This window comes from Actinacidiphila polyblastidii (assembly GCF_036353415.1).
GTDB lineage: Bacteria > Actinomycetota > Actinomycetes > Streptomycetales > Streptomycetaceae > Actinacidiphila > Actinacidiphila polyblastidii.
The window spans coordinates 490,987-516,820 of sequence record NZ_JAZEWV010000001.1; the positions used below are offsets into that span (position 1 = coordinate 490,987).

Genomic DNA, 25,834 nt, shown 5'->3' on the forward strand with positions numbered 1-25,834 from the left:
AGACCTCCGGCAAAAAACAAAAGTGCGCCGGATCGCAATCATCCAGGCGCACGAGAAGTTCTCTGGGTACCACAACTGCAACAGGCACCACCCTATCAGAGTGGTGCCTGTCGCCTTGCGCCGTTCGGGTGTCAGCTGACGTTGACCGCCGTGTCGTCGATCACGAAGGAGGTCTGCAGGCTGGAGTCCTCGGTGCCGGTGAACTTCAGGGTGACCGTCTGGCCGGCGTAGGAGGAGAGGTTGATCGACTTCTGCGCGTACCCGGTGGCCTTGTTCAGGTTGGAGTAGGTGGCCAGGGTGGTGGTGCCGGCCGCGACGGTGAGCTTGTCGTACGCGGTCGTGGTGCTGGTCTCCGCGGTGTCGATGTGCAGGAAGAACGTGAAGGTCGCGGAGGTGCAGGCGGCCGGGACGGTCACCGACTGGGACAGGGTGTCGGTGTGGGTGGTGCCGTACCCGTTCAGCCAGGCCTTCCAGCTGCCGCCGTGCGCGGCCTCACCGGTGCTGTTGTCCAGCACGCCGCTGCTCGCCGTCCAGGGCGAGGCGGTGCCGGTCTCGAAGCCGGGGTTGCCCAGCAGCTGCGCCGCGGTGCAGCCGCCGCCCCCGCTGCTGGTGACCGTCCAGGTGAAGGAGGCCGAGCCGGTGGCGTTGGTGGAGTCCTTGGCCGTCACCGTGACGCTGGAGCTGCCCACGGTGGTCGGGGTGCCGGAGATCAGGCCGCTGGAGGCGTTGATCGACAGGCCGGCCGGCAGGCCGGTCGCGCTGTAGGTCAGCGCGCCGCCGTTGGTGCTGCTCGCCTGGATCTGCAGGCTCGCCGCGGTGCCGGCCTTCGTCGACTGGTTGGCCGGCTGCGTCACGGTGACGCCGGAGGTGGTCACCCGGCTGCCGACGCCGATGGCCGCCCAGGTGTTGGCGACGGTGTTGTACGTGGCGCTGCCCGCGCCCCACAGGTCGGCCGCGGCCTGAAGCGACTGCGTGCGGGCGGCGGCGTAGTTGGTGGTGGAGGTGAAGCGCTCGGTCAGCGACTTGTACCAGAGCTTCAGCGCGTTGTCCCGGCCGATGCCGGGCACCGGCAGGTTGTCGAAGGTCGGGCTGTTGTAGCTGACGCCGCCGATGACCTTCGCGCCGCTGCCCTCGGACAGCAGGTAGAAGAAGTGGTTGGCCGGGCCGGAGGAGTAGTGGACGTCCAGGCCGCCGAGGCTGGAGGACCAGCTGTCCTTCGAGCCGCCGTCCTTGCTGGGCTTGTCCATGTACCGCAGCGGGCTGCCGTCACCGTTGATGTCGATCTTCTCGCCGATGAGGTAGTCGCCGGGGTCCGAGGCGTTGTTGGCGTAGAACTCCACGCCGGTGCCCATGATGTCGGAGGTGGCCTCGTTCAGGCCGCCGGACTCACCGGAGTAGTTCAGGCCCGCGGAGTTGGCGGTGACGCCGTGGCTCATCTCGTGGCCGGCGACGTCCAGCGCGGTCAGCGGGTGGGTGTTGCCGCTGCCGTCGCCGTAGGTCATGCAGAAGCAGCTGTCGTCCCAGAAGGCGTTGACGTAGCTGTTGCCGTAGTGGGTGCGGGAGTACGCGGCCCGGCCGTCGTTGGCGATGCCGTTGCGGCCGAAGGTGTTCTTGTAGTAGTCCCACGTCTCCTGGGCGCCGTAGGCGGCGTCCACGCCGGCCGTCTGCACGGTGGCGCCGTTGCCGTCGCCCCAGGTGTCGTCCGGGTCGGTGAACAGCGTGCCGGTGCCGGAGGTGCCGTGGCTGAGGTTGTACGTCTTGTGGCCGCCGCGGGTGTTGTCGGTCAGCTGGTAGGTGCTGCCGGACAGCGTGGTGGTGATGCTGACCTGGCCGCTGTACTCGCTGTTGCCGACGCCGGTCTCGATGCCCTGGTACTGGAAGAGCTTCGCGCCGGTGGTGGCGTCCGTGATGACGTGCAGCTGGTTCGGCGTGCCGTCGTCCTGGAAGCCGCCGATCACCGACTCCCAGGCCAGCGTGGGCACGCCGCCGGCCGCCCAGACGACCTTGCGGGGGGTGCCCGCCGCGGCGGGGGCGGTGGCGCCCTCGGCCCTGGCCTCGGCCAGCGCCGTGGACTTCGCCGAGGCCGCGGTCCTGGCCGCGGTGGTGCCCGCCACCGAGACGGTGGCGTTGGTGGCCCGGTCGACGCCGGTGGTCGCGCCGGCCGCGTCCTGGTGGACGACCAGGTCGCCGCCGAGCACGGGCAGCCCGGCGTAGGTGCGCTCGTAGCGGGTGTGGGTGGTGCCGTCGGTGTCCTTGACCACGTCCTTGACGACCAGCTTCTCCTGGGCGCCCAGATGCAGCGAGGAGGCGGTCGCCGCCGCCTTCGACTGCGCCTGCGCGATCAGTGAGGTGTGCTGGGCCGGGGACAGTGACGCGGGCAGGGCGCCCGCGCGGGGCTGGACGTGGGCGGTGCTCACGGCCGCCCGGTCGGGGGCGTTCGCCGCGGCCGTACCGGCCGGAAGCGTCACCGCGACCATGGCGGCGCCGGCTATCAGCGCGCCTGCGGCGGCTGCTGCTGTGCGGGGGGATCTGCGCACTCGGAACTCCTTCTGCGGCGGCCGCGGATGGGCGGCCGGGACAGTCCGGGCAGATGGGGATGGTGGGCTGCCCGGGTAGAGCTGTGGCGTTGCTGTGGAACGGGGCACAGAGTGGCATCCTTTGCCTGAGCATGTCATTGCCATGGGGCAGAATTGGCCGAAACTCGTTCGTTGTTCGGACTGTGGCGTTCGCATACCGAGCGCGTGTGACCGACGTGTTGCGGCCAGGCAAAGCTTTAGTCCCCACGAACCGGGGCATATCAGGTCGGTTCGCACCTCGTTGAGGGAGTCTCATGCCCGCTGCTGTCAAATCAATGGGTGAGACGGGTGGCCGGATGGGCGTGGTGGCGCGATGGCGACGCCGGCGGCGAAAATCGGGTGAGACCTGTCGGTGGCGGCACCTAGGGTTCCGAGGTGATGCCTGCCACGAGCCCTGACCCCGCGCCCGCCGTCCGCTCCCGCTCCTCGTTCCGCTCGCTGCTGAGACTGTGGCCGTACGTCAGACCGGTGCGCGCCAGAATCGCGCTGTCCGCGGTGGTCGCGGTGGCCGCCTCGTGCATGGCGCTGCTCATCCCGCTGGTGCTCAAGTGGATGGTCGACGGGCCGATCAGCGACCACGACCGGGGCGGGGTGTGGCTCGGCGGCGCCATGGTGCTGGTGCTCGGGCTGCTGGAGGCCGGCCTCTTCGGGCTCCGCCGCTGGATGGTGGCCAGGCCGCTGGCCGGCGTCGAGGCGTCCATGCGCGCCGACCTCTACCGGCACCTGCAGCGGCTCCCGGTGGAGTTCCACGACCGGTGGGCCTCCGGCCAGCTGCTCTCCCGCGCCACCATGGACCTGCAGATCCTGCGGATGTTCCTGGCCTTCCCGCTGGTCTTCCTGGTGGTCAACAGCGCGACCGTGCTGATCGGCTTCGCGATCCTGTTCGCCCAGTCCTGGCTGCTCGGCCTGGTGCTGCTCGCCCCCGCGGTGCCGCTGATGGTGCTGTGCTCGTACTTCGAGGCGCACTACGCGGTGGCCGCCCGCACCGCGCAGGACCAGGCGGGCGACCTGGCCACCGTCGTCGAGGAGTCGGTGCTGGGCATCCGCATCATCAAGGCGTTCGGCCGGCACCGCAGCCAGGCCCGCGCCTACCGCGACCAGACCCGCGGCCTGTGGGGCACCGAGATGCGCAAGGCCCGGCTGCTCTCGGACATCTGGGCGGTCATCATGACGCTCCCCGAGATCGCCATCGGCGCCGCCCTGGTGCTCGGCGTCCTGCAGGTCTCCGACGACAGGCTCTCGGCCGGCACCCTGGTCGCCTTCCTGTCCACCGCCCTGGCGCTGCGCTGGCCGGTGGAGTCCATCGGCTTCCTGCTCGCGATGAGCAACGAGTCGGCGACCGCCGCCGACCGCTACTTCGAGGCGATGGACGCCACCGAGGCCGACGCCTCCGGCGTCGAACGGGACGGCGCCGCCGACGGCGTGCGGCTCGAAGGCGTCAGGTTCCGCTACCCCGACGCCCCGCAGGACAGCGCCGACCTGCTCACCGGCGTCGACCTGCACATCAGGCCCGGCGAGACGATGGCCCTGGTCGGCGCGACCGGCTGCGGCAAGACCACGCTCACCGCGCTGCTGCCGCGGCTGCACGAGGCCACCGGCGGCCGGATCACCCTGGACGGCGCCGACATCGCCGACCTGCCGGTCCGCAGGGTCCGCGAACTGGTCGCGGTCGCCTTCGAGGAGCCGACGCTGTTCTCCGCGAGCGTGCGGGAGAACGTGGCGATGGGCGCAGGGCCGGACGGCGCCGGCGAGGAGGACATCCGCCGGGCGCTGGCCGTCGCCCAGTGCGACTTCGTGGACCGGCTGCCGGAAGGCGCCGACACCCAGGTCGGCGAGCAGGGCCTGAGCCTGTCCGGCGGGCAGCGGCAGCGGCTCGCACTGGCCCGCGCGGTGGTCGGCCGGCCGCAGTTCCTGGTGCTCGACGACCCCCTGTCCGCGCTCGACGTGCACACCGAGGCGCTGGTCGAGGCCGCGCTGCGCGAGGTGCTCCAGGACACCACCGCGCTGGTCGTCGCCCACCGGCCGTCGACCGTGCTGCTCGCCGACCGCGTCGCGCTGCTGTCCGGCGGCCGGGTCACCGCCGTCGGCACCCACGCGGAGCTGCTCCGCGACAGCGCCGAGTACCGCCACCTGATGTCCGGCGCGCAGGACCCGGCGGACCCGCTCCGGCGGCCGGACCCGGACGCCCGGAACGCCGACGACCTGGACGGCGGCGCCCTGAACACCGACACCCTGAACGACGAGGCCGCGAGCCTGGAGAGGAGCGACGCACGATGACGACCGTGGCCGCGCCGGCCGACGACCCCTTCGCGAAGGACGTCCTGCCCGCCCCGAAGAACGCGCAGCTCCTGCTGCTGCGCTCGCTGCTGCACGGCCACTCCCGCCGGATCTGGATCGCCGCCGTGCTGCTGCTCGTCCAGCAGGCCGCCGTCCAGGCGGGACCGCTGCTGGTGGCGTACGCGATCGACCACGCCATCCCGCAGGTGCGGCACGGGCGGCACGGCGCGCTGATCGCCGTCGCGCTCGGCTACCTCGGCTGCGGGCTCGCCGCCGGCGTCCTCCAGCGCTCCTTCATCCGGGTCGCCGCACGGGTCAGCCAGGACGTGCTGGTCGACCTGCGCGGCCGGATCTTCCGGCACGCCCAGTCGCTCAGCCTGGACTTCCACGAGCGCTACACCTCGGGCCGGCTCATCGCCCGCGCCACCTCCGACGTGGAGACCATCCGCGAGCTGCTCGCCGACGGCCTGGAGGAGCTGGTCGGGGTGGTGCTCTCCGCGGTCTACATCAGCGCGCTGCTGTTCTTCCTCGACTGGCGGCTTGCGCTGGCCACGCTGCTGTCGTATCTGCCGCTCTACGCCGCCATCCGGGTCTTCCAGCGCCGCTCGATGGTGGCCTACCGGCGGCGCTCGACCGCCATCGCGGCGGTCATCGTGAAGTTCACCGAGACGATGAACGGCATCCGCCCGGTCAAGGCGTTCCGCCGCGAGGAGCCCAACGAGACGGCCTTCGCCGAGCTGAACCACCGCCACGAACGCGCCAACGGCGACGCGATCCTGGAGATGGCCCGCTACGTGGTCGGCTCCCGGCTGATCGCCAACGTCACGATCGCCGGCATCGTGCTGTGGGGCGCCTACCGGGTCACCGACGGCGCCATGGCGCTCGGCGTGCTCGCCGCCTTCGTGCTCTACCTGCGGCGGCTGTACGACCCGATCGACCGGCTCGGGATGTTCCTCAACTCCTACCAGTCGGCGGCCGCCTCGCTGGAGAAGATCGCCGGGCTGCTCGCCCAGCGGCCGACCGTGCCGGAGCCGGACGAGCCGCGGCCGCTGCCCGAGCGGAGCACGCGGACGCCGGGGCGCGACGTGGTCTTCGACGGGGCGCGGTTCGCGTACCGCACCGGCGGCGAGGTGCTGCCGCGCTTCGACCTGCGGCTGCCGGCCGGCCAGACCGTCGCCGTGGTCGGCGCCACCGGCGCCGGCAAGTCGACCCTCGCGAAGCTGCTGGCCAGGTTCTACGACCCGACCGACGGCCGGGTGCTGCTCGACGGCGTCGAGCTGCGCGACCTGTCCCGCGCGGACCTGCGGCGCGGCGTGGTCATGGTCACCCAGGAGGCGTTCCTCTTCTCCGGCACCGTCGCCGAGAACATCGCGATCGGCCGGCCGGACGCCACCCGCGAGCAGATCGAGTCCGCGGCGCGGGCGATCGGCGCGCACGAGTTCATCGCGGCGCTGCCGGACGGCTACGACACCGACGTCCGCAAACGCGGCGGCCGGATCTCCGCCGGGCAGCGCCAACTCGTCGCCTTCGCGCGGGCGCTGCTCGCCGATCCCGCGGTGCTGATTCTCGACGAGGCGACGTCCTCGCTCGATGTGCCCGGTGAGCGGGCGGTCCAGCACGCGATGCACACGGTGCTGCGCGGGCGCACCGCCATGATCATCGCGCACCGGTTGTCCACCGTGGAGATCGCGGATCGCGTCCTGGTCATGCGTGACGGCCGCATCGTCGAGGACGGTGCGCCGGGCGACCTCGTCGCCGGGGACGGCCACTTCGCCGGCCTCCACCGCGCCTGGCAGGACAGCCTGGTCTGACCCCCCACCCGCCCCTTTCTCCCCCGGGCCGGGACCCGCCGCGGTCCGGGCGTGGCCTGGGGTTTTTCGGGGGGCGCGGGGGAGCTGCGCGGCCAGCCGCCGCACTGGCTGTACGTGGTCACCGGGCCGGTGGGGCTGTTGCGGTCGCGGACCGGGCCTCCGGCCGGTGGTGGGTTGCTCGCGCCGTTCCCCGCGCCCCTGGTGGGGCGGGCGCGGTCCGGGGGACCGCGCCGGGCGGCCGCGAACCGGGCCGGCGGGCCACCGGCCGGTGGGGGTTCGGGTACCCCCCGAGGGCTCAGCGCCGAGCGCGAAGGTTGCGCACGGGCGGGAGCGCCAGGAGCGTCGCGGCGACGCTGAGGGCGACGACGCTGCCGGCGAGCAGGACGTGGGCCGCTCCGAACGCCGCCGACGCCGGCCCGGCCAGCGCCTGGCCGACCGGCACCATCGCCACCGACCCCGCCACCTCGTACGCGTGGATCCGGTTCAGGATGTCCCCCGGCACCTGCGTCTGGACGGACGTCGCCCAGTTGACGCCCCAGAACGCGGAGCCGACGCCCGCGACGAAGACGCAGCCGCAGATCGCGGCGACGGGCAGCGCGAGCCCCACCGACAGCGGCATCAGGCAGGTGCAGAAGACCGCGATCGAGCCCGCGCGCAGCGGCAGGTCCGCGCGCCAGCGCATGGCGATCAGCGCCCCGATCGCGGTGCCGCCGCCGAGCGCGGAGTTGACCAGGCCGTACGCGCCCGCGCCGTGCGCGGGGATGATCTGCCCGGCGGCCAGCGGCGTGAACGGCCCGACCATGCAGACCATGAACACCATCCACACCACGATGACCGACCACATCCAGGTGCGGGCCCTGAACTCCCGCCACCCCTCCACCAGATCGGTGCGGAAGGTGTTCACCGCGCGCGACACCCGCGGCGGCAGCGGCGAGAGCCGCAGCAGCACCAGGCACACCGCGCTGGTCGCGTACGTGGAGGCGTGCACCACGAACACCGCGCCGGGCGAGGTCAGTCCGATGAGCACGCCGGCGAAGGCCGGCCCGAGCAGCGCGGCGGTGGACTCCGCGGTGCGGGTGACCGCGTTCGCGCCCTGGACGTCCCGCGCGACCCGCGGCACCGTGCTGGCCACGCCCGGCTGGAACATCGCCGCCGCGGTGCCGTTGACCACGGCGATCACCGCGACCTCCCACAGCCGCACGGTGTGGGTGAGGAAGAGGTAGGCGGCCAGCGACTGGGAGCAGACCCGGACCAGGTCCGCGCCGATCATCATGGCCCGCGCGTTGAAGCGGTCCGCGAAGACCCCGCCGAATATCACCAGGCCGGCGAAGCACGCGGTGGACGCGGCCATCACCAGGCCGATGTCACCGGCGGAGTAGCCGTAGGAGAGCAGGCCCGCGGAGAGCGCTACGGGCAGCATGGTGTCGCCGAGCATGGCGACGGTGCGTGCGGTGAAGTAGAGGCGGAAGTTCGCCGACCACAGCCGGTCCTCGGACGCCGCGGCGGCGTCCCGTCCCGGGAGTGCGCCGGCGGCGGAGGCGGGGGCGGTCGCGCCGGCCTCGCGGCGGGACGGGGAAGAACTCACATCCGCCAATATGGACTGGACCACTCGGCCCCGTCCACACCGTAACTGATCAGGGGATATCGCGGACCCGGTAGAGCCGCAGCGACCGTTCCGGCACGGTGACCCGGGTGCCCGCCTGGGCCTCCCCCGGGTCGGGGCGTTCCCACGGCTCCTCGCGGGCGGTGTCGAGCAGCAGGTCGTAGCCGGCCGCCCAGGGCGCTTCCGGCAGGGTGAACGGGGCCGGCCGGTGCCCCGCGTGCACGACGAGCAGGAAGCTGTCGTCCACGACCGGACCGCCGCGGGCGTCGCGCTGCGGGATGTCACGGCCGGACAGGAACATTCCGAGCGTCGAGGACGGCGCGAACCAGTCGGCGTCGGTCATCTCCCCGCCGTCCGGCCGGAACCAGGCCACGTCGCGCAGCCCCTCGGGCGCCAGCGCCAGGCCGGAGAAGAAGCCGCCGCGCCGCAGCACCGGGTGCGCGCGGCGCAGCGCGATCAGCCGGCCCGCCAGGTCGTACAGCGACCGCCACTCGGGCCGGTCGAGCTGCGACCAGTCGATCCAGCTCACCTCGTTGTCCTGGCAGTACGCGTTGTTGTTGCCGCCCTGGGTGCGGCCCATCTCGTCGCCGGCGACCAGCATCGGCACACCGGTGGACAGCAGCAGCGTGCTCAGCAGGTTGCGCAGCTGCCGGCGGCGCAGCGCCAGCACCGCGGGGTCCGCGGTCGGCCCCTCCGCGCCGCAGTTCCAGGACCGGTTGTCGTCGGTGCCGTCCCGGCCGTCCTCGCCGTTGGCCCCGTTGTGCTTGGCGTCGTACGAGACGAGGTCGCGCAGCGTGAACCCGTCGTGGGCGGTGACGTAGTTGACCGAGGCGTACGGGCGGCGGCCGCCCCAGTCGTAGAGGTCGCTCGACCCGGACAGCCGGTAGCCGAGGTCCCGCAGGTCACCGCCGGCGCCGCGCCAGAAGTCCCGCACGGTGTCGCGGAATCGGTCGTTCCACTCCGTCCACAGCGGCGGGAAGGCGCCCACCTGGTACCCGCCGGCGCCGACGTCCCACGGCTCGGCGATCAGCTTCACCCGGCGCAGCACCGGGTCCTGGGCGATCACCGCGAGGAACGGCGAGAGCATGTCCACGTCGTGCATGGCCCGGGCGAGCGCCGCCGCGAGGTCGAAGCGGAAGCCGTCCACGCCCATCTCGGTGACCCAGTAGCGCAGCGAGTCGGTGATCAGGCGCAGCACGTGCGGCTGCACCACGGCCAGCGTGTTGCCGCAGCCGGTGTAGTCGGCGTAGCCGCGCGGGTCCTGGCCGAGCCGGTAGTAGCCGCGGTTGTCGATGCCGCGCAGCGACAGCGTCGGACCGCCCTGGCCGCCCTCGGCGGTGTGGTTGTAGACCACGTCGAGGATCACCTCGATGCCGGCCGCGTGCAGCGCCCGCACCATCCGCTTGAACTCGCCGACCTGCTGGCCGGCGGCGCCGCTCGCGCTGTAGCCGGCGTGCGGCGCGAAGTAGCCGATCGAGTTGTACCCCCAGTAGTTGCGCAGCCCCCGGCGCTCCAGGTGCTCCTCGTGCGCGAACTGGTGCACCGGCAGCAGCTCGACCGCGGTCACCCCGAGCCGGGTCAGGTGGGCTATCGCGGCCGGGTGCGCCAGCCCCGCGTAGGTGCCGCGCAGCTCCGGCGGCACGTCCGGGTGGCGGCGGGTGAAGCCCCGCACGTGCAGCTCGTAGATCACCGAGTCCGACCAGGGCGTCTTGGGCCTGCGGTCGTCCTGCCAGTCGTCGTCGTCGTCCACCACGACGCCCTTGGGCACGAACGGCGCCGAGTCGCGGTCGTCCCGCACGGTGTCCGCGACCTGCCGCTCCGGCCAGTCCCGCACGTGCCCGTACACCTCGGCGGGCAGCCGGAAGTCGCCGTCCACCGCGCGCGCGTAGGGGTCGAGCAGCAGCTTCGCCGGGTTCCAGCGGGCGCCGGTCCAGGGGTCCCAGCGGCCGCCGACCCGGTAGCCGTACCGCTGGCCGGGGAGCACGCCGGGCAGGAAGCCGTGCCAGATCTCGTGCGTCAGCTCGGCCAGCGGGGCGCGCCGCTCGGTGCCGTCCGGCTCGAACAGGCACAGCTCGACGGACTCCGCGCCGCCCGCCCACAGCGCGAAGTTGGTGCCGGTGCGGCCGTCAGGACCGGTGCGGAACCGCGCGCCGAGCGGCTGCGGACCACCCGGCCAGACGGCCGGCGCGGGCGCGGGCGCGCCGCGCGGCCCGGCCTGCGGCGCCGCCTCCTGGGGCGCCGACGGGGTGCCGCGCGGCGCCGTGCGCGGCCGCGGGGGCGCCTGTGGGGCGCGCGGCGGGACGGCCTCCGCCCACCCGGCGGCTCCGAACTCGCGTGTCTCCGACACGTGTCTCCTCCCGCGGCCCCGGGGACGGTCCTGGCGTGCGCGGGCGTCCCGTGCCCGGCCTGCCGCCGTTCCCTGCAACCATCCTTCCCACCTGGGGGTTGGGAGTCACCCGGTCGGGGCACCCGGCCGTGCACGGGAGTTCACCGGCCGGCCGCGACCGGGCGCCCGCCCCGCGCCTGCCGGGTACCCGCGCCGTGCCTCCCCCGCGCCTGCCCCGCGCCCGGCGTGCGCCGCGCGCGCCGTTTCCCCACTCCCGCCGCGTCGTTGAACGGGAGTGACGACAGCGGTGTGGCGCGCGGCGCGCGCACGAGCGGTGGCGGCGGTGCTCGCCGTCCTGGCGGCGGTGCTCGCGGGCGGCTGCGGGCTGCGCGGCGGCGGTGACGAGAAGGACCCCCGCGCGGGTTCGCCGCCCCCGCCGCGCCCGGCCTTCGTCGGGGTGTTCAGCCCGGAGGACGGCTCGGTGGTGGGCAGTGCGATGATCGTCTCGCTGCGCTTCACCCGGCCGGTCACCGACCGGGCCGCCGTCGAACGCGGCATCACCGTCACCTCGCGCCCGGCGCGCGCGGTGGTCGGGCACTGGTTCGGCGCGCGCCGGCTCGACCTGCGCCCGGCCGACTTCTGGGCGGCCGGCACCCGGGTGAACCTGGCGCTGCGGCTGCGCGGCGTGCAGGGCGCCCCGGGCGTCTACGGCACCCAGTCCAAGGACGTCGGCTTCACCGTCGCCCGCGACCAGCGCAGCACGGTCGACGTCGCCGCCCACACCATGACCGTGGTCCGCGACGGCGTGCTGCTGCGCAGGCTGCCGGTCACCGCGGGCGGCCCCGGGCACACCACGTACAACGGCGTCATGGTGATCGCCGAGAAGTACCCCATGACCCGGATGAACGGCCGCACGGTCGGCTTCGGCGGCGAGTACGACATCCCGGACGTGCCGCACGCCATGCGGCTGACCACCTCGGGCACCTTCGTGCACGGCAACTACTGGTCGCCGCCGTCGGTCTTCGGCGCCGCCAACGTCAGCCACGGCTGCGTCGGGCTGCCGGACGTCAAGGGCGGCGGCGCGGACACCCCGGCCGGGTGGTTCTACGCGCAGTCCCTGATCGGCGACCCGGTGCGGGTGATCGACTCCGACGACCGCGTCGTCGACCCGGACAACGGCATGAGCGGCTGGAACCTCACGTGGGCCGAGTGGACCGCCGGCTCCGCGCTGCGCTGAGCGGCCCCGGGCCGCGGGCGCACATCCGTACGGCAGGCGCCGCGGCGTCGACCGGACGCGCACGGCGGGTGGCCGGGGATCTGGGACGGAACGGTGACAGATCCGTGCACCGGGTCGTGTGGGGGGTGTGGTTGTCTTGCGCTGGTGGGGGGATTCCGGGCGTTTCGTGTGCTAGGGGAGTCGAGAAGTTGAAGCCGATAGGTGTGGGGCCGGGCGTGCGGAGCAGCGTCGCGGCGCTCGCGCTCGGCGGGGTGCTGCTGCTGGCCTCGGCCTGCGGGCCGGCGGACGGCGACGCCGCCGACGCCAAGCCGGGGAACGGGACGGCGGCGACCACCACGCCCGCCGTCTCCACGGCGGTCGTCACCATAGCGCCCAAGGACGGCGCCAGTGACGTCGCGACCACCGGCACCCTCAAGGTGTCCGCCTCCGGCGGCAGACTGACCTCCGTCGTCGTCAAGGACGACAAGGGCGCGCCGGTGGCCGGCGACATCTCCGCCGACGGCCTGGGCTGGACGCCGAGCGGCCACCTGGACACCGCCACGCAGTACACCGTGGACGCGGCGGCCAAGGACCGCAGCGGCCGCGAGTCCGACAAGCACGCGACCTTCACCACGGTCGTCCCGAAGGACTCCTTCGTCGGCTTCTTCACGCCCGAGGACGGCTCGACGGTGGGCGTCGGCATGGAGGTCTACCTCCACTTCAACCGCGCCATCACCGACAAGGCGGCGGTCGAGAAGGGCCTGACCGTCACCGCCTCGCCGGCCGTCCCGGTCGCCGCGAAGTGGAACGGCAGCCAGGACGTCTACATCCGCCCGGCCGAATACTGGGCGGCCGGCACCCGGGTGACCCTCGAACTGGACCTCAAGGGCGTCGAGGGCGCCCCGGGCGTCTACGGCAAGCAGGACAAGTCGGTGCACTTCACGGTCGGCCGCCGGCAGATCAGCGTCGTGGACGCGGCCCGGCACACGATGACGGTGTACCAGGACAAGAAGGCGATCAAGACCATCCCGATCTCCTCGGGCGCGCCCGACCACACCACGTACAACGGCAAGATGGTGATCTCCGAGAAGTACGTCAAGACCCGGATGAACGGCGACACGGTCGGCTTCGGCGGGGAGTACGACATCCCGGACGTGCCGCACGCGATGCGGCTCACCAACTCCGGCACCTTCATCCACGGCAACTACTGGGCCGCGCCCTCGGTGTTCGGCAGCAGCAACACCAGCCACGGCTGCGTCGGGCTGCACGACGTGCGCGGCGCAGGCGACCCCACCACCCCGGCGGCGTGGTTCTACGACCACTCGCTGGTCGGCGACGTGGTCCAGGTCGTCAACTCCAAGGACCAGACGGTCCAGTGGTACAACGGCCTGAACGGCTGGAACCTCTCCTGGGCCGACTGGACCGCCTGACCGGGTCCGCAGCGCCCGCCGTGTGCGGGGTGCCCGGCGCGGCGGCGTGACGTACGACGCAGGGGCCGGCGGCCCGCTCCTCCTCGCGGGGGGCGGGCCGCCCGTCGTACGCTCCGGGGATGACTGTGACCCTCGAAGTCGACAACGGCGTCGGCACCCTGCGGCTCGACCGGCCCCCGATGAACGCCCTGGACGGCGCCACCCAGGACCGGCTGAAGGCACTGGCCGAGGAGGCCGCCCGGCGCACGGACGTGCGGGCCGTGGTGGTGTGGGGCGGCGAGAAGGTGTTCGCGGCCGGCGCGGACATCAAGGAGATGCGGGCCATGTCCTACGAGGACATGGTCGACCGCTCCCGGGACCTGCAGGACGCGTTCACCGCGGTGGCCCGCATCCCCAAACCGGTGGTCGCCGCGGTCACCGGCTACGCGCTCGGCGGCGGCTGCGAACTCGCCCTGTGCGCCGACTTCAGGATCGCCGCCGAGGACGCGCGGCTCGGCCAGCCGGAGATCCTGCTCGGCCTGATCCCGGGCGCCGGCGGCACCCAGCGCCTGTCCCGGCTGATCGGCCCGTCGCGCGCCAAGGACCTCATCTTCACCGGGCGGATGGTGAAGGCCGCGGAGGCGCTCTCCCTCGGCCTGGTCGACCGGGTGGCGCCCGCGGACGAGGTGTACGCGCAGGCGCACGCCTGGGCCGAGCGGCTGGCCCGCGGTCCCGCCTACGCGCTGCGCGCCGCCAAGGAGGCGGTCGACGCCGGGCTCGACACGGATCTGGACACCGGCCTGACCATCGAGCGCACGCTGTTCGCGGGCCTGTTCGCGACCGCCGACCGGGAGGCCGGGATGCGCAGCTTCGTCGAGGACGGCCCCGGCAAGGCCACCTTCGGCTGACCGCGGGCGCTCCGCCGGGCCCGCCCCGGACGGGGGTGGCCGGGCGGCGAATTCCCCGGGTTGCCCCACGGAGCCCTCCGGTTACGGCCATCATGAGGGGCATGGCGGGTCCGGGCGGTTCGGAGCAGCCGCAGCGGGCAGCGGCCGCGGCGGCCGCCGCGCCGCTCCTCGCCCCAGCCGCCCCAGCCGCCCCGCCGGTCCCGTCCGCGCCGCAGGCGCCGGACGGCGACCTCGACCTGCCGGGCGACCCATCGGCCGCCGAGGTCCACCTGACCTCGCGCCCGGAGTCGGCGTCCACCGCGCGGCGGCTGTCCCTCTCGGTGGTCAGGCGGTGGGGCCTGTCCCCGCTCGGCGACACGGTGGAGCTGCTCGTCTCCGAGCTGGTCGGCAACGCGGTGCGGCACACCGGCGCGCAGACCTTCGGGCTGCGGATGCTGCGGCGGCGCGGCTGGATCCGGGTGGAGGTGCGCGACCCCTCGCGGGCGCTGCCCTGCCTGCTGCCGGTGCGCGCGATGGACACCAGCGGGCGCGGCCTGTTCCTGGTGGACCACCTGTCCGACCGCTGGGGCGTGGACCTGCTGCCGCGCGGCAAGACCACCTGGTTCGAACTGCGGGTGCCGGAGCGCTAGCGTCCGGGGCCGCGCGGGCCCCGGACGCAAAAGAAGAGGCCCTCCGCCGTCGGGGGGGGGTGACGGTGGGGAGGGCCTCTTCGAAACCGCCGCGAAGCAGGGGGGGTGTGGTCCGCGGCGCCTGTGGAACGGCCGAGCCCGGGTCTTGGGGGGCCGTTGACATCGACTGTTGCACGACTAGGGGGCCGGGGGCAAATTCCCGAAGTTGGGCGAGTCTGGACGAACCGGTCATCTTGCAGTGCAATGTAGGGGTGACATAGGCCACCTGCCTTATAAACAACGGCTAAATGCTCTCATGACCTTTTCATATATCGGATGGTTCCGTATCCGACGGAACCTTCCCCCAGGCGTGTGAACCATTCCCGCCGCGCCCGACCGGCCGCGCCCACCCTGCCGTGGCGGCCCACCGTCAGCCGCCGACCGCGCGCACCGGGAGGGCCGGCGACAGCCCGGCCTGGTGCGCCAGCGCCGCGGCCTCCGTACGGGACCCGGCGCCCAGCTTGGTCAGGATGTTCGCCACGTGGAACTTCACGGTCGACTCGCTGATGTGCAGGGCCTGCGCGATGTCCCGGTTGCGGCGGCCGAGCGCCAGCTGTTCGAGCACCTCGCGCTCCCGCGGGTGCAGCGCCTCCAGCGGGTTCCGCGCCCCGCCGTCCGCCCCGCCGTCCGCCGCGCCGGGCGCGGGGGCCAGCGGCAGCGTCACCGTGATGGTGGTGCCCCAGCCGGGCAGCGCGTCCAGCACCAGCCGGCCGTCCACCGCGGCCAGCCGCTCGGTGATCCGGTGCACCGCGAGCGCCTCGGCGGCGAGCAGCCCCGGACCGTCGTCCCTGACCACCGCGCGCAGCAGCGCGCCGCCGCCGTCCTCCTCCACCCGCCAGCCGACGTGCAGCCGGTGCAGCGCCTCGCCCTGCTCCAGCATCGCGAGCACCGCGGCCCGCACCGAGGCGCGCGCCGCGTGCGCGGCGCCCGCGGGCAGCGAGCGGTGCGAGGCCGGCGGCTGCAGGTCGAGGCGGACCGGGCTGTGCCGCAGCAGCGGCCGCAGTTCGTCCGCGAGGCGGCCGAACGCCGCGTCGGCGGGCTCCTCGCTCACCGCCCGGTCCAGGTCCGCGCCCGCCCGCACCTGGATCAGCGCGGAGACCGCCAGGTCCACCGCGGCCCTGCGGGCCGTCGCGTCGTCGAGCACCGGGGCCCGCAGCGTGCCGAGGATCGCCGACAGCGCGCTGGCGTGCGCGTCGGTCAGCTCCGCGACGACCCGCGCGCGGAGCCCGGCCGCGGCCCGGGTGCTCGCCGCCTGGGCGGGGTCCGCCTCCGCGGTGCGCCGCGCGGTGTGCACCGTCACCAGGTCCCACAGCCGCTGGACCACGGCCGGCTCGGCGTCCAGCGGCTCCGCGTGGAACGGCCTGACCACCACCAGCAGCGCCCCCGCCCGCCCGTCGACGCCCGCGGAGGCCACCGCGAGCGCCGGGCGCAGCACGCCGCCGAGCATCGCGCCGCCCTGCCACGGTTCGCCGATCGGCACCTGCCCCGACAGCCGGGCCAGCTCGGCGGCGGTGATCCGGCCCGCCACCTCCTGCTCGCCCGCGAACTGCGTCGGGGTGAACGCGCAGACGCTGCTCAGCCGGGCCACCGCCAGATGGGGGACCAGCGGGGCCAGCGTCCGCGAGAGCCGTTCCATGGTCTCCGGCAGCGGCGCGCTCAGCACCTCCGCCGCCCTGGCCAACGCGTCCTGCGGGCGGTCCCAGCCTTCGGTCTGCATGGGAACCACCGTACGGCGAGGATGGGAGCCGCGGACTGTCCGAACGGCCAGGCGGAACCCGCCGAAGGACGGGCCGGGTCGCGCCCGCCGCCCGACCATGCTGGAACGCGTCGGACCGCACACCGAGGCGGCCCCGGCGCGCAGCCCACCTCCACCGCACGACGACTCCACCTCGACCGCACCTCACCCCACCTCGACTTCCAAGGGACCGTGATCCTCATGTCAAAGGCCATCGTCTTCACCGGGTTCGGCGCCGCGGACGTGCTGCACGCGGCGGACGTGCCCGTCGCGGAACCCGGCCCCGGCCAGGTCCGCATCGCCGTACGGACCGCCGGCGTCAACGCCCTCGACCACAAGATCAGGGCGGGCTACCTGGAGCAGGTCTTCCCGGTCACCTTCCCGCACGTGCCGGGCCTGGAGGCGGCGGGCGTCGTCGACGCGGTCGGCGAGGGGGTCGGCGGGCTCGTCGTCGGCGACCCCGTGTTCGGCACCACCGTCACCGGCGCCTACGCCCAGCAGGCGCTGGCCGACGCCGCCCGGATGACCCTCAAGCCCGACACCTTCGACTGGGAGCAGGCCGCGGCCCTCCCGGTCGCCGCGGAGACCAGCTACCGCGCCTTCGAACTGCTCGGCGTCCAGCCGGGCGAGACGCTGCTCGTGCACGCGGCCGCGGGCGCCGTGGGCGGCGTCGCGGTGCAGATCGCGGTGGCCCGCGGGCTGACCGTCATCGGCACCGCGAGCGAGGCCAACCACGAGCACCTCAGGTCGCTCGGCGCGATTCCGGTGGCCTACGGCGACGGGCTCGTCGAGCGGGTGCGGGCGCTCGCCCCGCAGGGGGTGGACGCGGCCCTCGACGGCGCGGGCCGCGGCGGCGCGATCGCCGACTCCGTCGAGCTGACCGGCGGCAAGGACCGCGTGGTGAGCATCGCGGACGCGGTCGGCGCCGGCGAGCACGGCGTGCGGTTCACCTCCGGCGGCCCGGAGGAGTACCGCGGCGGCCCCGCGCTCGAAGAGGCGCTCGGCCTGCTCGCCGCAGGCAGGCTGCGACTGCCGGTGCACCGTGTCTTCCCGCTGGACGAGGCGGCCGCAGCGCACCGCGAGAGCGAGTCGGGGCACGTGACCGGGAAGATCGTGCTCACCGTCTGACGGCAGCGGGCCCTCCGTCCGCGCCGCCGCGCGGACGGAGGGCCCGCCGGTCCTCAGCTGCCCAGCACCTGGAACTCGTAGAGCGAGTACCCGTAGGCAGTGGCGCGCTGGGTGCCGTACACCCGCACATAGCGCCCGGAGCCGGAGACGTTCAGGGTCTGGTTGCCGCCGGTCCCCGTGGTGGTGGTGTAGACGGTCGTCCAGTTGGTGCCGTCGGCGGAGGTCTGGATCTGGAACGCCTTGGCGTACGCGGCCTCCCAGTTCAGCTTCACCTGGCTGATCGCGTGGCTCGCGCCGAGGTCGACCTGGAGCCACTGCGGGTCGCTGAAGGCGCTGGACCAGCGGGTGCCGGCGTCGCCGTCGACCGCGGCGGAGGCCGGCGTGCCGGCGTTCTCGGTGGAGGACGCGGTGGCCGCCTTGCCCTGCGACAGCAGGGTGGCGGTGCCGCCGCCGCTGCCCGGCGTGCCGTTGACCGAGAACTCGTAGAGCGAGTCGCCGTACGTGGTCGCGCGCTGGGTCGCGTAGACCCTGATGTAGCGGCCGGTGCAGTGCACGTCGAGATCCTGGACGCCCCCGGCGCCCGTCGTCGTCTGGTAGCAGGTCGTCCAGGCGTTGCCGTCGTTGGACACCTGCACCTGGAACGCCTTGGCGTAGGCGGTCTCCCAGTTCAGCTGGACGTGGCTGACGTCGTACGACTGGCCCAGGTCGACCTGGAGCCACTGCGGGTCGCTGAAGGCGCTGGACCAGCGGGTGGCGGTGTTGCCGTCGGTGGCCGCGGAGGCCGGGGAGCCGGCGTTCTCGGTGGAGGACGCGGTGGTCGGCTTGCCCTGCGCGATGTCGTTGCCGGGCGGCGGGGTGGTGCCGCCGCCACCGGGCGCCTTGTTGTAGACCGCCACGTAGTCGATGTTCATCTGCCCGCCGGAGACGGTCGCGGCGTTGGGGCCGCCGCCGAAGGCGTCGGGGAAGCCGCCGCCCATCGCCAGGTCGTAGATGATGAAGAACGGGTGGTCCACCGCGTTCGCCCAGGTGGTCGCGTCGACCTGGGTCGACTTGACGGTGAAGTAGTTCTGGCCGTCCAGGTACCAGCGGATCTGCTCGGGCGACACCGAGCGGTCGATCTGCACCGCGTAGGTGTGGTAGGCCGTCTGGCAGCCGGAGCAGGCGTGCTCACCGGAGCCGATGCCCGTCGACTCGTTGCACGGGCCGCCCGGACTGACCCCGCAGTGCAGCGTGCCGAACACCGAGCTGCGGGAGTTGATGTCCTCCAGGATGTCGACCTCGCCCGAGGTCGGCCAGCCCACCCCGCTGCGCAGCGTCGAGCCGAGCATCCAGAACGCCGGCCAGTAGCCCGCGCCGTTGGCCGTGGTGAGGTTCGGCTGCTGGATCGAGGACTGCATCATGACCACGCCGCCGGGAGGCGCGCCGAACGACGAGGACTGCGTCTCGATCCGCCCGGAGGTCCAGCCGGACCGGGCGTCGGTCCCCGAGTGCAGCGCCTTGAGCACCAGGTGCCCTGCGCCGTCCTCGTAGACGTTCGAGGTGCTGTTGGTCATCGTCTCGATCTCGCCGGTGCCGAAGCTGCTGCCGGGACCGGTGTCGTACTTCCAGTCGGCGGCCGGCACGCCGGTGCCCGAGGCGCCGTTGAAGTCGTCGCTCCACGTGCTGGTGAAGCCGGCCGGCGGCGCCGGCACCGCGTTCGGCGCCGCGGCCGCGGCGGGGGCGAGGCCGCCCGCGGGGGCCGCCGTGGGGGTGGCGGCCCCACCGGTGCCGGTGGCCGCGGCGAGACCGGCGAGGCTCATCGCCCCGACGGCCAGCGCGGCGAGGGCCAGCCGGCCCCGGCGACGCCGGGCGTGGCGGGTGCCACCGCCCGTGTCGTGCTCTGGTGCGTGTCCGCTGGACATGCGTGGTCTCCTGTCCGGAAGGTGCTCATTCGTGGGGGAGAGCGCTCCCACACGCGCACGGGACGCCCGTAAGCGCTTACGGGACCTCAGGGTGCGTGGTGGCTGGAGTGACCTGGGAGGCGGACCGAGAGGGGAGGGGCGCCCAGCAGCGGACCGGCGCCGCGGGGAGGCGTGTGTGACATGACGTTCTCCTGACCGGGTGGGGGGCCGTGTGCAGGGTGCCGCGCGCTCGTGAGAGCGCTCTCTCAGTCAGGGAGTTGTCTATCCCGAGCGCTGTGCGGCGTCAAGGAGTCGGACGCGGACGGGCCGGGTCCGGGAGCGCGTGCGGCTCCCGGACCCGGCCCGGTGATCTGCTGCGGTCACGGCTCCAGGCGGATGACCTGCGGGTCGTGGTCGCTGGTCTGGTTCGCGAACTCGGAGTTGATGTGGACCACGTCGTAGTCCACCCGACGGTCCAGGTTCGGGCTGACCAGGATGTGGTCGAGCACCTGCGAGTTGCCCTCGTAGACGTAGGAGTAGCGCTCCTTCGCCGGAAGGGTGCCGACCAGGTCGGTGAGCGTCTTGCCGTTGTCGGTGAGGCTGAGCACGGCGGGCGAGAACTGGTAGTCGTTCAGGTCGCCGAGCGCCACCACCTCGGCGTGCGGGTCGGCGGTCTCCAGCTGCTGCACGAAGTCGTGCTCGATGATCGCCTGCCGCACCCGCTGCACCTCGGAGCTGCGCACCGGCGGCTGGAAGCGGCTGTCGACGCCCTGGTCGCCGCCCTTGCTGTCGAAGTGGTTGGCGATCACGAACAGCTTCTTGCCGCGGAAGGTGAACTGGCCGACCAGCGGCTTGCGGCTGGTGGTCCACGCCGGGTCGTTCGGCGCGATCCGGCCGGGCGAGGCGGTCAGCGCGGTCGCGCTGCCGGTGCCGGTGACGCCGACCGCGGTGGTGGAGTCGCCGCCCGGGATGTCGGTGAAGCCGACCCGCGCCGGGTTGAAGAGGAAGACCTGCCGGATGTTGCCGCCCGGCTCACCGCCGTCCTTGTCGTTGACCGGGTCGATCTGCCGCCACTGGTACTGCGGGCCGCCCGCCGCCGTGATGGCGCCGGTCAGCTTCTGCAGCGTCTGGTCGGGGGCCACCGTGCCGTCGTCGGTGGCGCCGTTGTTGTCCTGGATCTCCTCCAGCGCCACGATGTCGGGCGAGCGCAGGCTGGTGACCAGGCCCTTGGCCAGCGCGTCGAACTTCGCCTGCGGGTTGCCGGGCGCCAGGTTCTCCACGTTGTACGTGGCGATCGTGGCCTGGTCGGCGTGCGCCTTCGCGGTGACCTCCGGCTGGATGCCGCCGCTGCGCACGGTGCCCAGCACGCGCGCCTGGAGGGCGTACGTGCCGCCGAACTGGTTGTAGTCCAGCGGGCCGGTGGTGGTGCCCGCCAGGGTGTCGCCGACGTTCGCGGTCGGGAAGGCCGAGGTCGCGGTGGGGATCAGCGACTGCACCATCAGGCGGCCGGAGTTGGGCTGGTCGTAGCCGGTGTAGAGGGTGCCGCCGCGCTTGGTCGGGTTCTGCGCCGGCTTCACGGTGACCCACAGCTCGGAGTACGGGTCGGTGGCGCCGACCACCCGGCTGTCGCCGATCTGCACGTTCATGCCCTCGAGCGAGGCGTACAGGTCGAGGGCGAACTCGGTGGGCCGCAGCGGCAGGTTCTCGATGCTGCCGCCGCCCGCGCTCGGCGCGAACGCGTCCGGCACGCTGTGCGAGTCGAGCACCACGGGCGCGGGCAGCGGGTTGCCGGAGGAGACCGTGCTGACCGTCGGCTTGGTCACCTCGGTGACCGCCTGGCCGCCGCCGGTCGCGCCGCCCGGGTAGTAGTCGGAGACGGTGCCGGCCACCGACACCGCGTCGCCGACGGCGACCGCCGGGTCCGCGCCGGTGTAGACGAACACGCCCTCGCTGGTGCGGGGGTTGGCGTCCGGGTGGGTGTCCTGGAACCAGAAGCCCTTGGACGAGCCGTAGTCGCGCACCCCGGTGACGACGCCGGTGACGCCGGTGACGGCCTTGCCCTCCAGCGGCGAGACGCGGGTGTCGCCCTGGATGTCGTGGATCGCCGCGGTGACCGGCGGGGTGGTGGTGGGCGGCGTCGTCGGGGGCGTGGTGGGAGGCGTGGTCGGCGGGGTGCCGCCGTCCGCGCCGCCCGAGACGCCGCCGACGGTGCCGACGTCGCCGGAGTTCTGCGGGGTCGGCGCGCCGGGGGTGAGGTCGGCCGCGTTGTCGTCGGTGTCGGCGAGCGAGGAACCGCGGGCCACCGAGGCGGTGTTGCTCGCCCCCGCGGCCGCGCCCGCGCCCTCGTGGACCACCGCGGTGCCGTAGCCGACCAGGTCCTTGACCCGGCCGTCGGCGGCGCAGTCCGCGGCGGTCAGGCAGGTCAGCGGGTCGGCGCCGGAGACCAGCGCGATGGTGCCGCTGGTGCCGGACATCGCGATCGTCCCGGTGGCGTCGGGCGCCGGCAGCGGCGTGCTGCCGCCGGTGCCCGCGGCCTCGCCGACCAGGTAGCGGCCGCCGCCGGCCAGCGAGCCGGTCAGCGTGGTGACCTGCCACTTGGAGGTGGAGGTCGGGCTGCCGGACAGGTACTGCACGCTGTAGCCGCTCAGATCCAGCGGCCCGGAGCCTGCGTTGGCCAGCTCGACGAAGTCGTTGGTGTAGGTGGCGCCGGCGTTGCCGCCGCCCCCGTACACCTCGGCGACCAGGCCGTCGGAGGACACCGTCGCGAAGGCGGAGTGGACCGTGAGGCCGGCCAGGACGACGGCGCCCGCGATGCCTATCGGCAGGACGCGCTTGCGGAACCGGGACGCGGCGCGGCCCGCTTCGGCGGCGGACCGGGGTCTCGCGGGCTGAGGCGGCGTGGCCTCTGAGGGGTGCGACACCTGAGGGGTTCTCCTTCACGGGGAGCCGGCTGACATGAGGGCGCGTCAGCCCGCGGTGCGGGCATGGCGCGACCGGCCTCAAGATACGCGCGTAGATAGGGTCGCAGAAGGAGTTCCCCGGTTAAATCTGGGTGTGGTGCGGGAGGGATTTCCGCCGCCTCGACGCCTTTCGGGGTTCATTCGCCCATTTGACGCCAGGTCAGACGGGCTGCCGGGCTCCGGCGGCGCCGCGCATGCCGGTGACGATCATGTCGATGCCGCGCGCGTAGTAGGCGTCGTCGCTCGGGCAGTCGGTGAGCGGAGCGGCGGCCGCGACGACGTGCGGGTAGCGGGCCGGGTCCAGTGCGAGCAGTGAGGCCCGCTTCGTGCGCAGCGCGGCCTCGTGCGCCTGCCGGTCCTCGCCGAGCATCCGGCCCGGCTCGGTGACGACGAGCGTGACCAGGGCGCTGAGCACCTGGCAGGCGGTCTCCGCGCCCTCGTCGACCGACAGGCCGCCCTCGGCCAGCAGCGCCAGGCAGCGCTCGGTCACCGCCAGTCCGGCCTCGGAGAGCATGACGCGGGTGAGCACCAGCGGGGTGGCGTTCGGGTGCGGGCGCAGCGCCGCCAGCAGGCTGCTCAGCAGGTCGTGCATCTGCCGGTGCCACGGCCGCCCGTCGGGCTCGGGCGGTACGGCGCCGGTCAGCAGCCGCTCGGCGATCGCGTCCAGCAGGCCGTCCTTGTCGGGGAAGTGCCGGTAGAGCGCCATCGGCGTGACGTCGTGTGCCTGCGCGACCCGCCGCACGGTGACGGCGTCGAGCCCCTCGGCGTCGGCCACAGCCAGCGCGGTGGCGATCAACTCGTCCCGGTTCAGGCGCTTCTGCGCGGCCATGGTCCGCCTCCTCGATGTCGGTGTGTCCAGCGTACGCAACCGGCGCCGCGGCCTTCCCGGGCAAGGTATACGGCGTACACAGGGGCGTGTATGGTGACGCCGTAAGCGTTACTCGTAAGCATACGTCGTATACCTGGGGGAGACCATCATGCGACGCAGTCCCTGGGCCACACTCACCGTGCTGGCCCTCGCCCAGTTCATCGTGGTGCTCGACGTCACCATCGTGAACGTGGCGCTGCCCGACATCCAGCGTGACCTCGGCTTCACCACCGACGGCCTGCAGTGGGTGATCAGCGCCTACACCCTGCTCTTCGGCGGCTTCCTGCTGCTCGGCGGCCGGGCCGCGGACCTGCTCGGCTCCCGCCGGGTCTTCGTCATCGGCCTGGTGCTCTTCGGCGCCACCTCGCTGGCCGGCGGCCTCGCCCCCTCGCCCGGCTGGCTGATCGCCGCCCGCGCCGTCCAGGGTCTCGGCGGCGCGCTGCTGTCGCCGGCCGCGCTCTCCCTCCTGACCGTCACCTTCGAGCACGGCAGGCGCCGCAACATCGCCATGGGCGTATGGGGCGGCCTGGCCGGACTCGGCGGCACCCTCGGCGTGGTCGCCGGCGGCGTGCTGGTCGACTCCGCCAGCTGGCGCTGGGTGTTCATCGTCAACGTGCCGATCGTCATCGCGCTGGTCGCCGTCACCCCCGTCTTCGTCCGGCACATCGCGCCGCACCCCGGCAACCGCGGCTTCGACCTGCTGGGCGCCGTCCTCGGCACCGGCGGGCTGCTGGCCCTGGTGTACGGCGTGGTGCGGGCCGAGCCCGCCGGCTGGTCCTCGCCCGAGGTGGTCGGCTGCCTCGCCGCCGGCGCGGCGCTGCTGGCCGGCTTCGTCGCGGTCGAGTCGCGGGCCGCGGCCCCGCTGGTCCCGCTGCGGCTGCTGCGCTCGCGTGCGCTGAGCACCGCGGGCGGCGCGCTGGCGCTCAACGGCGCCGCGTTCCTGTCCATGTTCTTCCTCACCGCGATCTTCCTCCAGCAGGTGCGGGGCGGGTCGGCGCTGCGCGCCGGGCTGGAGTTCCTGCCGATGGGCGCGGCCGCGATCCTCGCCGCGGTCGCCACCACGCCGCTGGTCACCCGGTTCGGCACCCGGCCGGTCCAGGTCGCCGGCTCGGTGATCGACGTCGCGGCGCTGCTGCTGCTCTCCAGGGCCGGCGCGCACGGCTCCTACGCGACCACGCTGATGCCCGGCCTGATGCTGTTCGGCGTCGGCATCATCGCGGTCAGCGTGCCCGCGCAGATCGCCGCGGTGGCCGAGGTCGCGCCGCGCGAGGCCGGCGCCGCGTCCGGTGTGGTCACCGCCTTCTACCAGGTCGGCGGCGCCCTCGGACTCGCCGTCGTCACCACGCTCTCCACCTCCCGCGCCGGCGACGCGCTGGCCGCCGGCTCCTCCCAGCTCGACGCGCTGGTCGCCGGCTACCACCGCGGGCTCCTGATCGCGGCGGCCTTCACCGTCGTCAACCTGGCCGTCACCGCGGTGGCCCCGCGCCTGGCCCCCAGCGCCGACCAGATCGCCGAGGCGGCGGCCGCCGCCTGACGCCCCGGCGGCCGGGGGAGGGGGCCGGACCGGCCGGATCGCCGCGCGTGCGCTCCGGCCGGTCGGCGAGGAGGACCTGCACGCCGTGATCGATCCTCTGCTCGCCGAGCCCGCCGCCGGGCAGCCGCCCGCGGCGGCCGCCGCTCAGTGGTAGATGTCGACGATCAGCCGGTTCGGCGCGGTCAGGTGCGAGAGCTGGTACGTGGAGTGGCTGCCGAGCGCGAGCGCGAACTCGGTGTCCCCCTCGGCGGAGTAGAGCAGCTCGACGCCCTTGAGCGAGGGCAGGTTCACCACGTCCTCGATCGGCGTGGTGTACGTGTAGGCGACCGAGGGCGTGAACGTGAGCATCAGGTACGAGGACCCCGGGATCGACGGGAACTCCTCGTCGCCGCGCGGCGGGAAGAACGCGCCGTCCGCCGACGGCACCGCGGTGAGACCGGGCAGCGTCCCGTCGCTGAGGTCGAAGACCACCCGGTCGTAGTCGGGGTGGGCGCCGGTGCGCGCGTCGAGGATGCAGTGGTCGCCGCTCTGGCAGGGGGTCGAGGCGGCCTGCGCGGGCGCGGCGCCGAGGCCGGCGAGCGCGACGGTGGCGAGCGCGGCGGCCACCGCCGCCGAGCGCAGCCGCGAGGCCGCCGCGGTCCGGGTGAGACGGGCGGGCAGCGAGAGAGCGGAACGAGCGGACACGCGGTGTTCCTTTCCTGAGCCGAATGCCGGAATACGGGCATGCCACGTCCCGTGAAAGGCCGGAATTCCGGCCAGGGAAGCCAGGGAAAGGGAGTTCTCCGCTCCGCCCCACGTGGCGCCGCCCCCGGCGGACCGTTCCGGGATTCCGGCGCGGTCGCAGAGCACGGAAATCGAATCACGCGGGCCGGTCGGTGTCATCGGTTGCCCGGCGGCGCAATTGCGCCGACTCACCTGCCGCCGATTCACCTGCC

General features: G+C 73.7%; 16 protein-coding genes. 8 read left to right on the forward strand and 8 right to left on the reverse strand.

Features of this window, described 5'->3' with window-relative positions:
* Positions 1–131 precede the first annotated feature (131 nt).
* On the reverse strand, positions 132–2,537 hold the full coding sequence (locus V2S66_RS01995; protein ID WP_330792618.1) for a M4 family metallopeptidase: 2,406 nt from the start codon (positions 2,535–2,537) through the stop codon (positions 132–134).
* Between the two features lie 417 nt (positions 2,538–2,954).
* On the opposite strand from V2S66_RS01995, the gene V2S66_RS02000 reads away from it, so the two are divergent.
* Together V2S66_RS02000 and V2S66_RS02005 are read left to right on the forward strand one after the other, a co-directional pair.
* Positions 2,955–4,853: an ABC transporter ATP-binding protein gene (locus V2S66_RS02000; protein WP_330792619.1), complete on the forward strand. Its 1,899-nt coding sequence runs from the start codon at positions 2,955–2,957 to the stop codon at positions 4,851–4,853.
* A complete protein-coding gene (locus tag V2S66_RS02005) occupies positions 4,850–6,664 on the forward strand; it encodes an ABC transporter ATP-binding protein (protein ID WP_330792620.1) in 1,815 nt (604 codons plus the stop codon). Before V2S66_RS02000 ends, V2S66_RS02005 begins: the two co-directional genes overlap by 4 nt.
* Before the next feature lie 295 nt (positions 6,665–6,959).
* Here V2S66_RS02005 and V2S66_RS02010 read toward each other — a convergent pair whose 3' ends face one another.
* Positions 6,960–8,249 (reverse strand): MFS transporter, encoded by a 1,290-nt coding sequence (locus tag V2S66_RS02010; RefSeq protein WP_413966259.1) that lies wholly within the window; start codon positions 8,247–8,249, stop codon positions 6,960–6,962.
* Positions 8,250–8,298: 49 nt separating this feature from the next.
* Positions 8,299–10,614 (reverse strand): glycogen debranching protein GlgX, encoded by a 2,316-nt coding sequence (gene glgX, locus V2S66_RS02015; protein WP_330792621.1) that lies wholly within the window; start codon positions 10,612–10,614, stop codon positions 8,299–8,301.
* Positions 10,615–10,888: 274 nt separating this feature from the next.
* Between glgX and V2S66_RS02020 the strand changes: the two genes are divergently transcribed.
* The 4 genes from V2S66_RS02020 (at position 10,889) to V2S66_RS02035 (ending at position 14,755) form a co-directional block, all read left to right on the forward strand.
* Positions 10,889–11,830, forward strand: a complete 942-nt coding sequence (locus V2S66_RS02020; protein ID WP_330792622.1) for a L,D-transpeptidase — start codon at positions 10,889–10,891, stop codon at positions 11,828–11,830.
* A gap of 215 nt (positions 11,831–12,045) precedes the next feature.
* Complete coding sequence (locus V2S66_RS02025; RefSeq protein WP_330792623.1) at positions 12,046–13,239, forward strand: L,D-transpeptidase; 1,194 nt, start codon at positions 12,046–12,048, stop codon at positions 13,237–13,239.
* A 119-nt stretch (positions 13,240–13,358) separates the two neighbouring features.
* A complete protein-coding gene (locus tag V2S66_RS02030) occupies positions 13,359–14,126 on the forward strand; it encodes an enoyl-CoA hydratase/isomerase family protein (RefSeq protein ID WP_330792624.1) in 768 nt (255 codons plus the stop codon).
* A gap of 101 nt (positions 14,127–14,227) precedes the next feature.
* Positions 14,228–14,755, forward strand: a complete 528-nt coding sequence (locus V2S66_RS02035) for an ATP-binding protein (RefSeq protein WP_330792625.1) — start codon at positions 14,228–14,230, stop codon at positions 14,753–14,755.
* A gap of 409 nt (positions 14,756–15,164) precedes the next feature.
* Here the strand turns inward: V2S66_RS02035 and V2S66_RS02040 are convergent, their stop codons facing one another.
* Positions 15,165–16,511 carry a LuxR C-terminal-related transcriptional regulator gene (locus V2S66_RS02040; protein ID WP_330792626.1) on the reverse strand — a complete coding sequence of 449 codons (1,347 nt, stop codon included), beginning with the start codon at positions 16,509–16,511 and terminating at the stop codon, positions 15,165–15,167.
* A gap of 219 nt (positions 16,512–16,730) precedes the next feature.
* On the opposite strand from V2S66_RS02040, the gene V2S66_RS02045 reads away from it, so the two are divergent.
* Positions 16,731–17,657: an NADP-dependent oxidoreductase gene (locus tag V2S66_RS02045; protein ID WP_330792627.1), complete on the forward strand. Its 927-nt coding sequence runs from the start codon at positions 16,731–16,733 to the stop codon at positions 17,655–17,657.
* 53 nt (positions 17,658–17,710) lie between these two features.
* Here V2S66_RS02045 and V2S66_RS02050 read toward each other — a convergent pair whose 3' ends face one another.
* From V2S66_RS02050 to V2S66_RS02060, 3 genes are all read right to left on the reverse strand, one after another.
* The gene (locus tag V2S66_RS02050; RefSeq protein ID WP_330792628.1) at positions 17,711–19,558 is read right to left on the reverse strand and encodes a discoidin domain-containing protein; all 1,848 of its coding nucleotides are present in this window, start codon (positions 19,556–19,558) and stop codon (positions 17,711–17,713) included.
* A 359-nt stretch (positions 19,559–19,917) separates the two neighbouring features.
* The gene (locus tag V2S66_RS02055) at positions 19,918–22,362 is read right to left on the reverse strand and encodes an endonuclease/exonuclease/phosphatase family protein (protein WP_413966271.1); all 2,445 of its coding nucleotides are present in this window, start codon (positions 22,360–22,362) and stop codon (positions 19,918–19,920) included.
* Positions 22,363–22,657: 295 nt separating this feature from the next.
* A complete protein-coding gene (locus tag V2S66_RS02060; protein ID WP_330792629.1) occupies positions 22,658–23,326 on the reverse strand; it encodes a TetR/AcrR family transcriptional regulator in 669 nt (222 codons plus the stop codon).
* Between the two features lie 148 nt (positions 23,327–23,474).
* Here V2S66_RS02060 and V2S66_RS02065 point away from each other — a divergent pair, with 148 nt between their 5' ends.
* Positions 23,475–24,899, forward strand: a complete 1,425-nt coding sequence (locus V2S66_RS02065) for an MFS transporter (protein WP_330792630.1) — start codon at positions 23,475–23,477, stop codon at positions 24,897–24,899.
* A gap of 144 nt (positions 24,900–25,043) precedes the next feature.
* Here V2S66_RS02065 and V2S66_RS02070 read toward each other — a convergent pair whose 3' ends face one another.
* Positions 25,044–25,583: an AMIN-like domain-containing (lipo)protein gene (locus tag V2S66_RS02070; protein WP_330792631.1), complete on the reverse strand. Its 540-nt coding sequence runs from the start codon at positions 25,581–25,583 to the stop codon at positions 25,044–25,046.
* Positions 25,584–25,834 lie beyond the last annotated feature (251 nt).

Bases quoted from the DNA above. Each gene is read 5' to 3' on its own strand.
- V2S66_RS02050 (WP_330792628.1), bottom strand. From the start codon at position 19,558: ATGTCCAGCGGACACGCACCAGAGCACGACACGGGCGGTGGCACCCGC.
- V2S66_RS02005 (WP_330792620.1), top strand. From the start codon at position 4,850: ATGACGACCGTGGCCGCGCCGGCCGACGACCCCTTCGCGAAGGACGTC.
- V2S66_RS02000 (WP_330792619.1), top strand. From the start codon at position 2,955: ATGCCTGCCACGAGCCCTGACCCCGCGCCCGCCGTCCGCTCCCGCTCC.
- V2S66_RS02065 (WP_330792630.1), top strand. From the start codon at position 23,475: ATGCGACGCAGTCCCTGGGCCACACTCACCGTGCTGGCCCTCGCCCAG.
- V2S66_RS02040 (WP_330792626.1), bottom strand. From the start codon at position 16,511: ATGCAGACCGAAGGCTGGGACCGCCCGCAGGACGCGTTGGCCAGGGCG.
- V2S66_RS02045 (WP_330792627.1), top strand. From the start codon at position 16,731: ATGTCAAAGGCCATCGTCTTCACCGGGTTCGGCGCCGCGGACGTGCTG.
- V2S66_RS02060 (WP_330792629.1), bottom strand. From the start codon at position 23,326: ATGGCCGCGCAGAAGCGCCTGAACCGGGACGAGTTGATCGCCACCGCG.
- V2S66_RS02035 (WP_330792625.1), top strand. From the start codon at position 14,228: ATGGCGGGTCCGGGCGGTTCGGAGCAGCCGCAGCGGGCAGCGGCCGCG.
- V2S66_RS02030 (WP_330792624.1), top strand. From the start codon at position 13,359: ATGACTGTGACCCTCGAAGTCGACAACGGCGTCGGCACCCTGCGGCTC.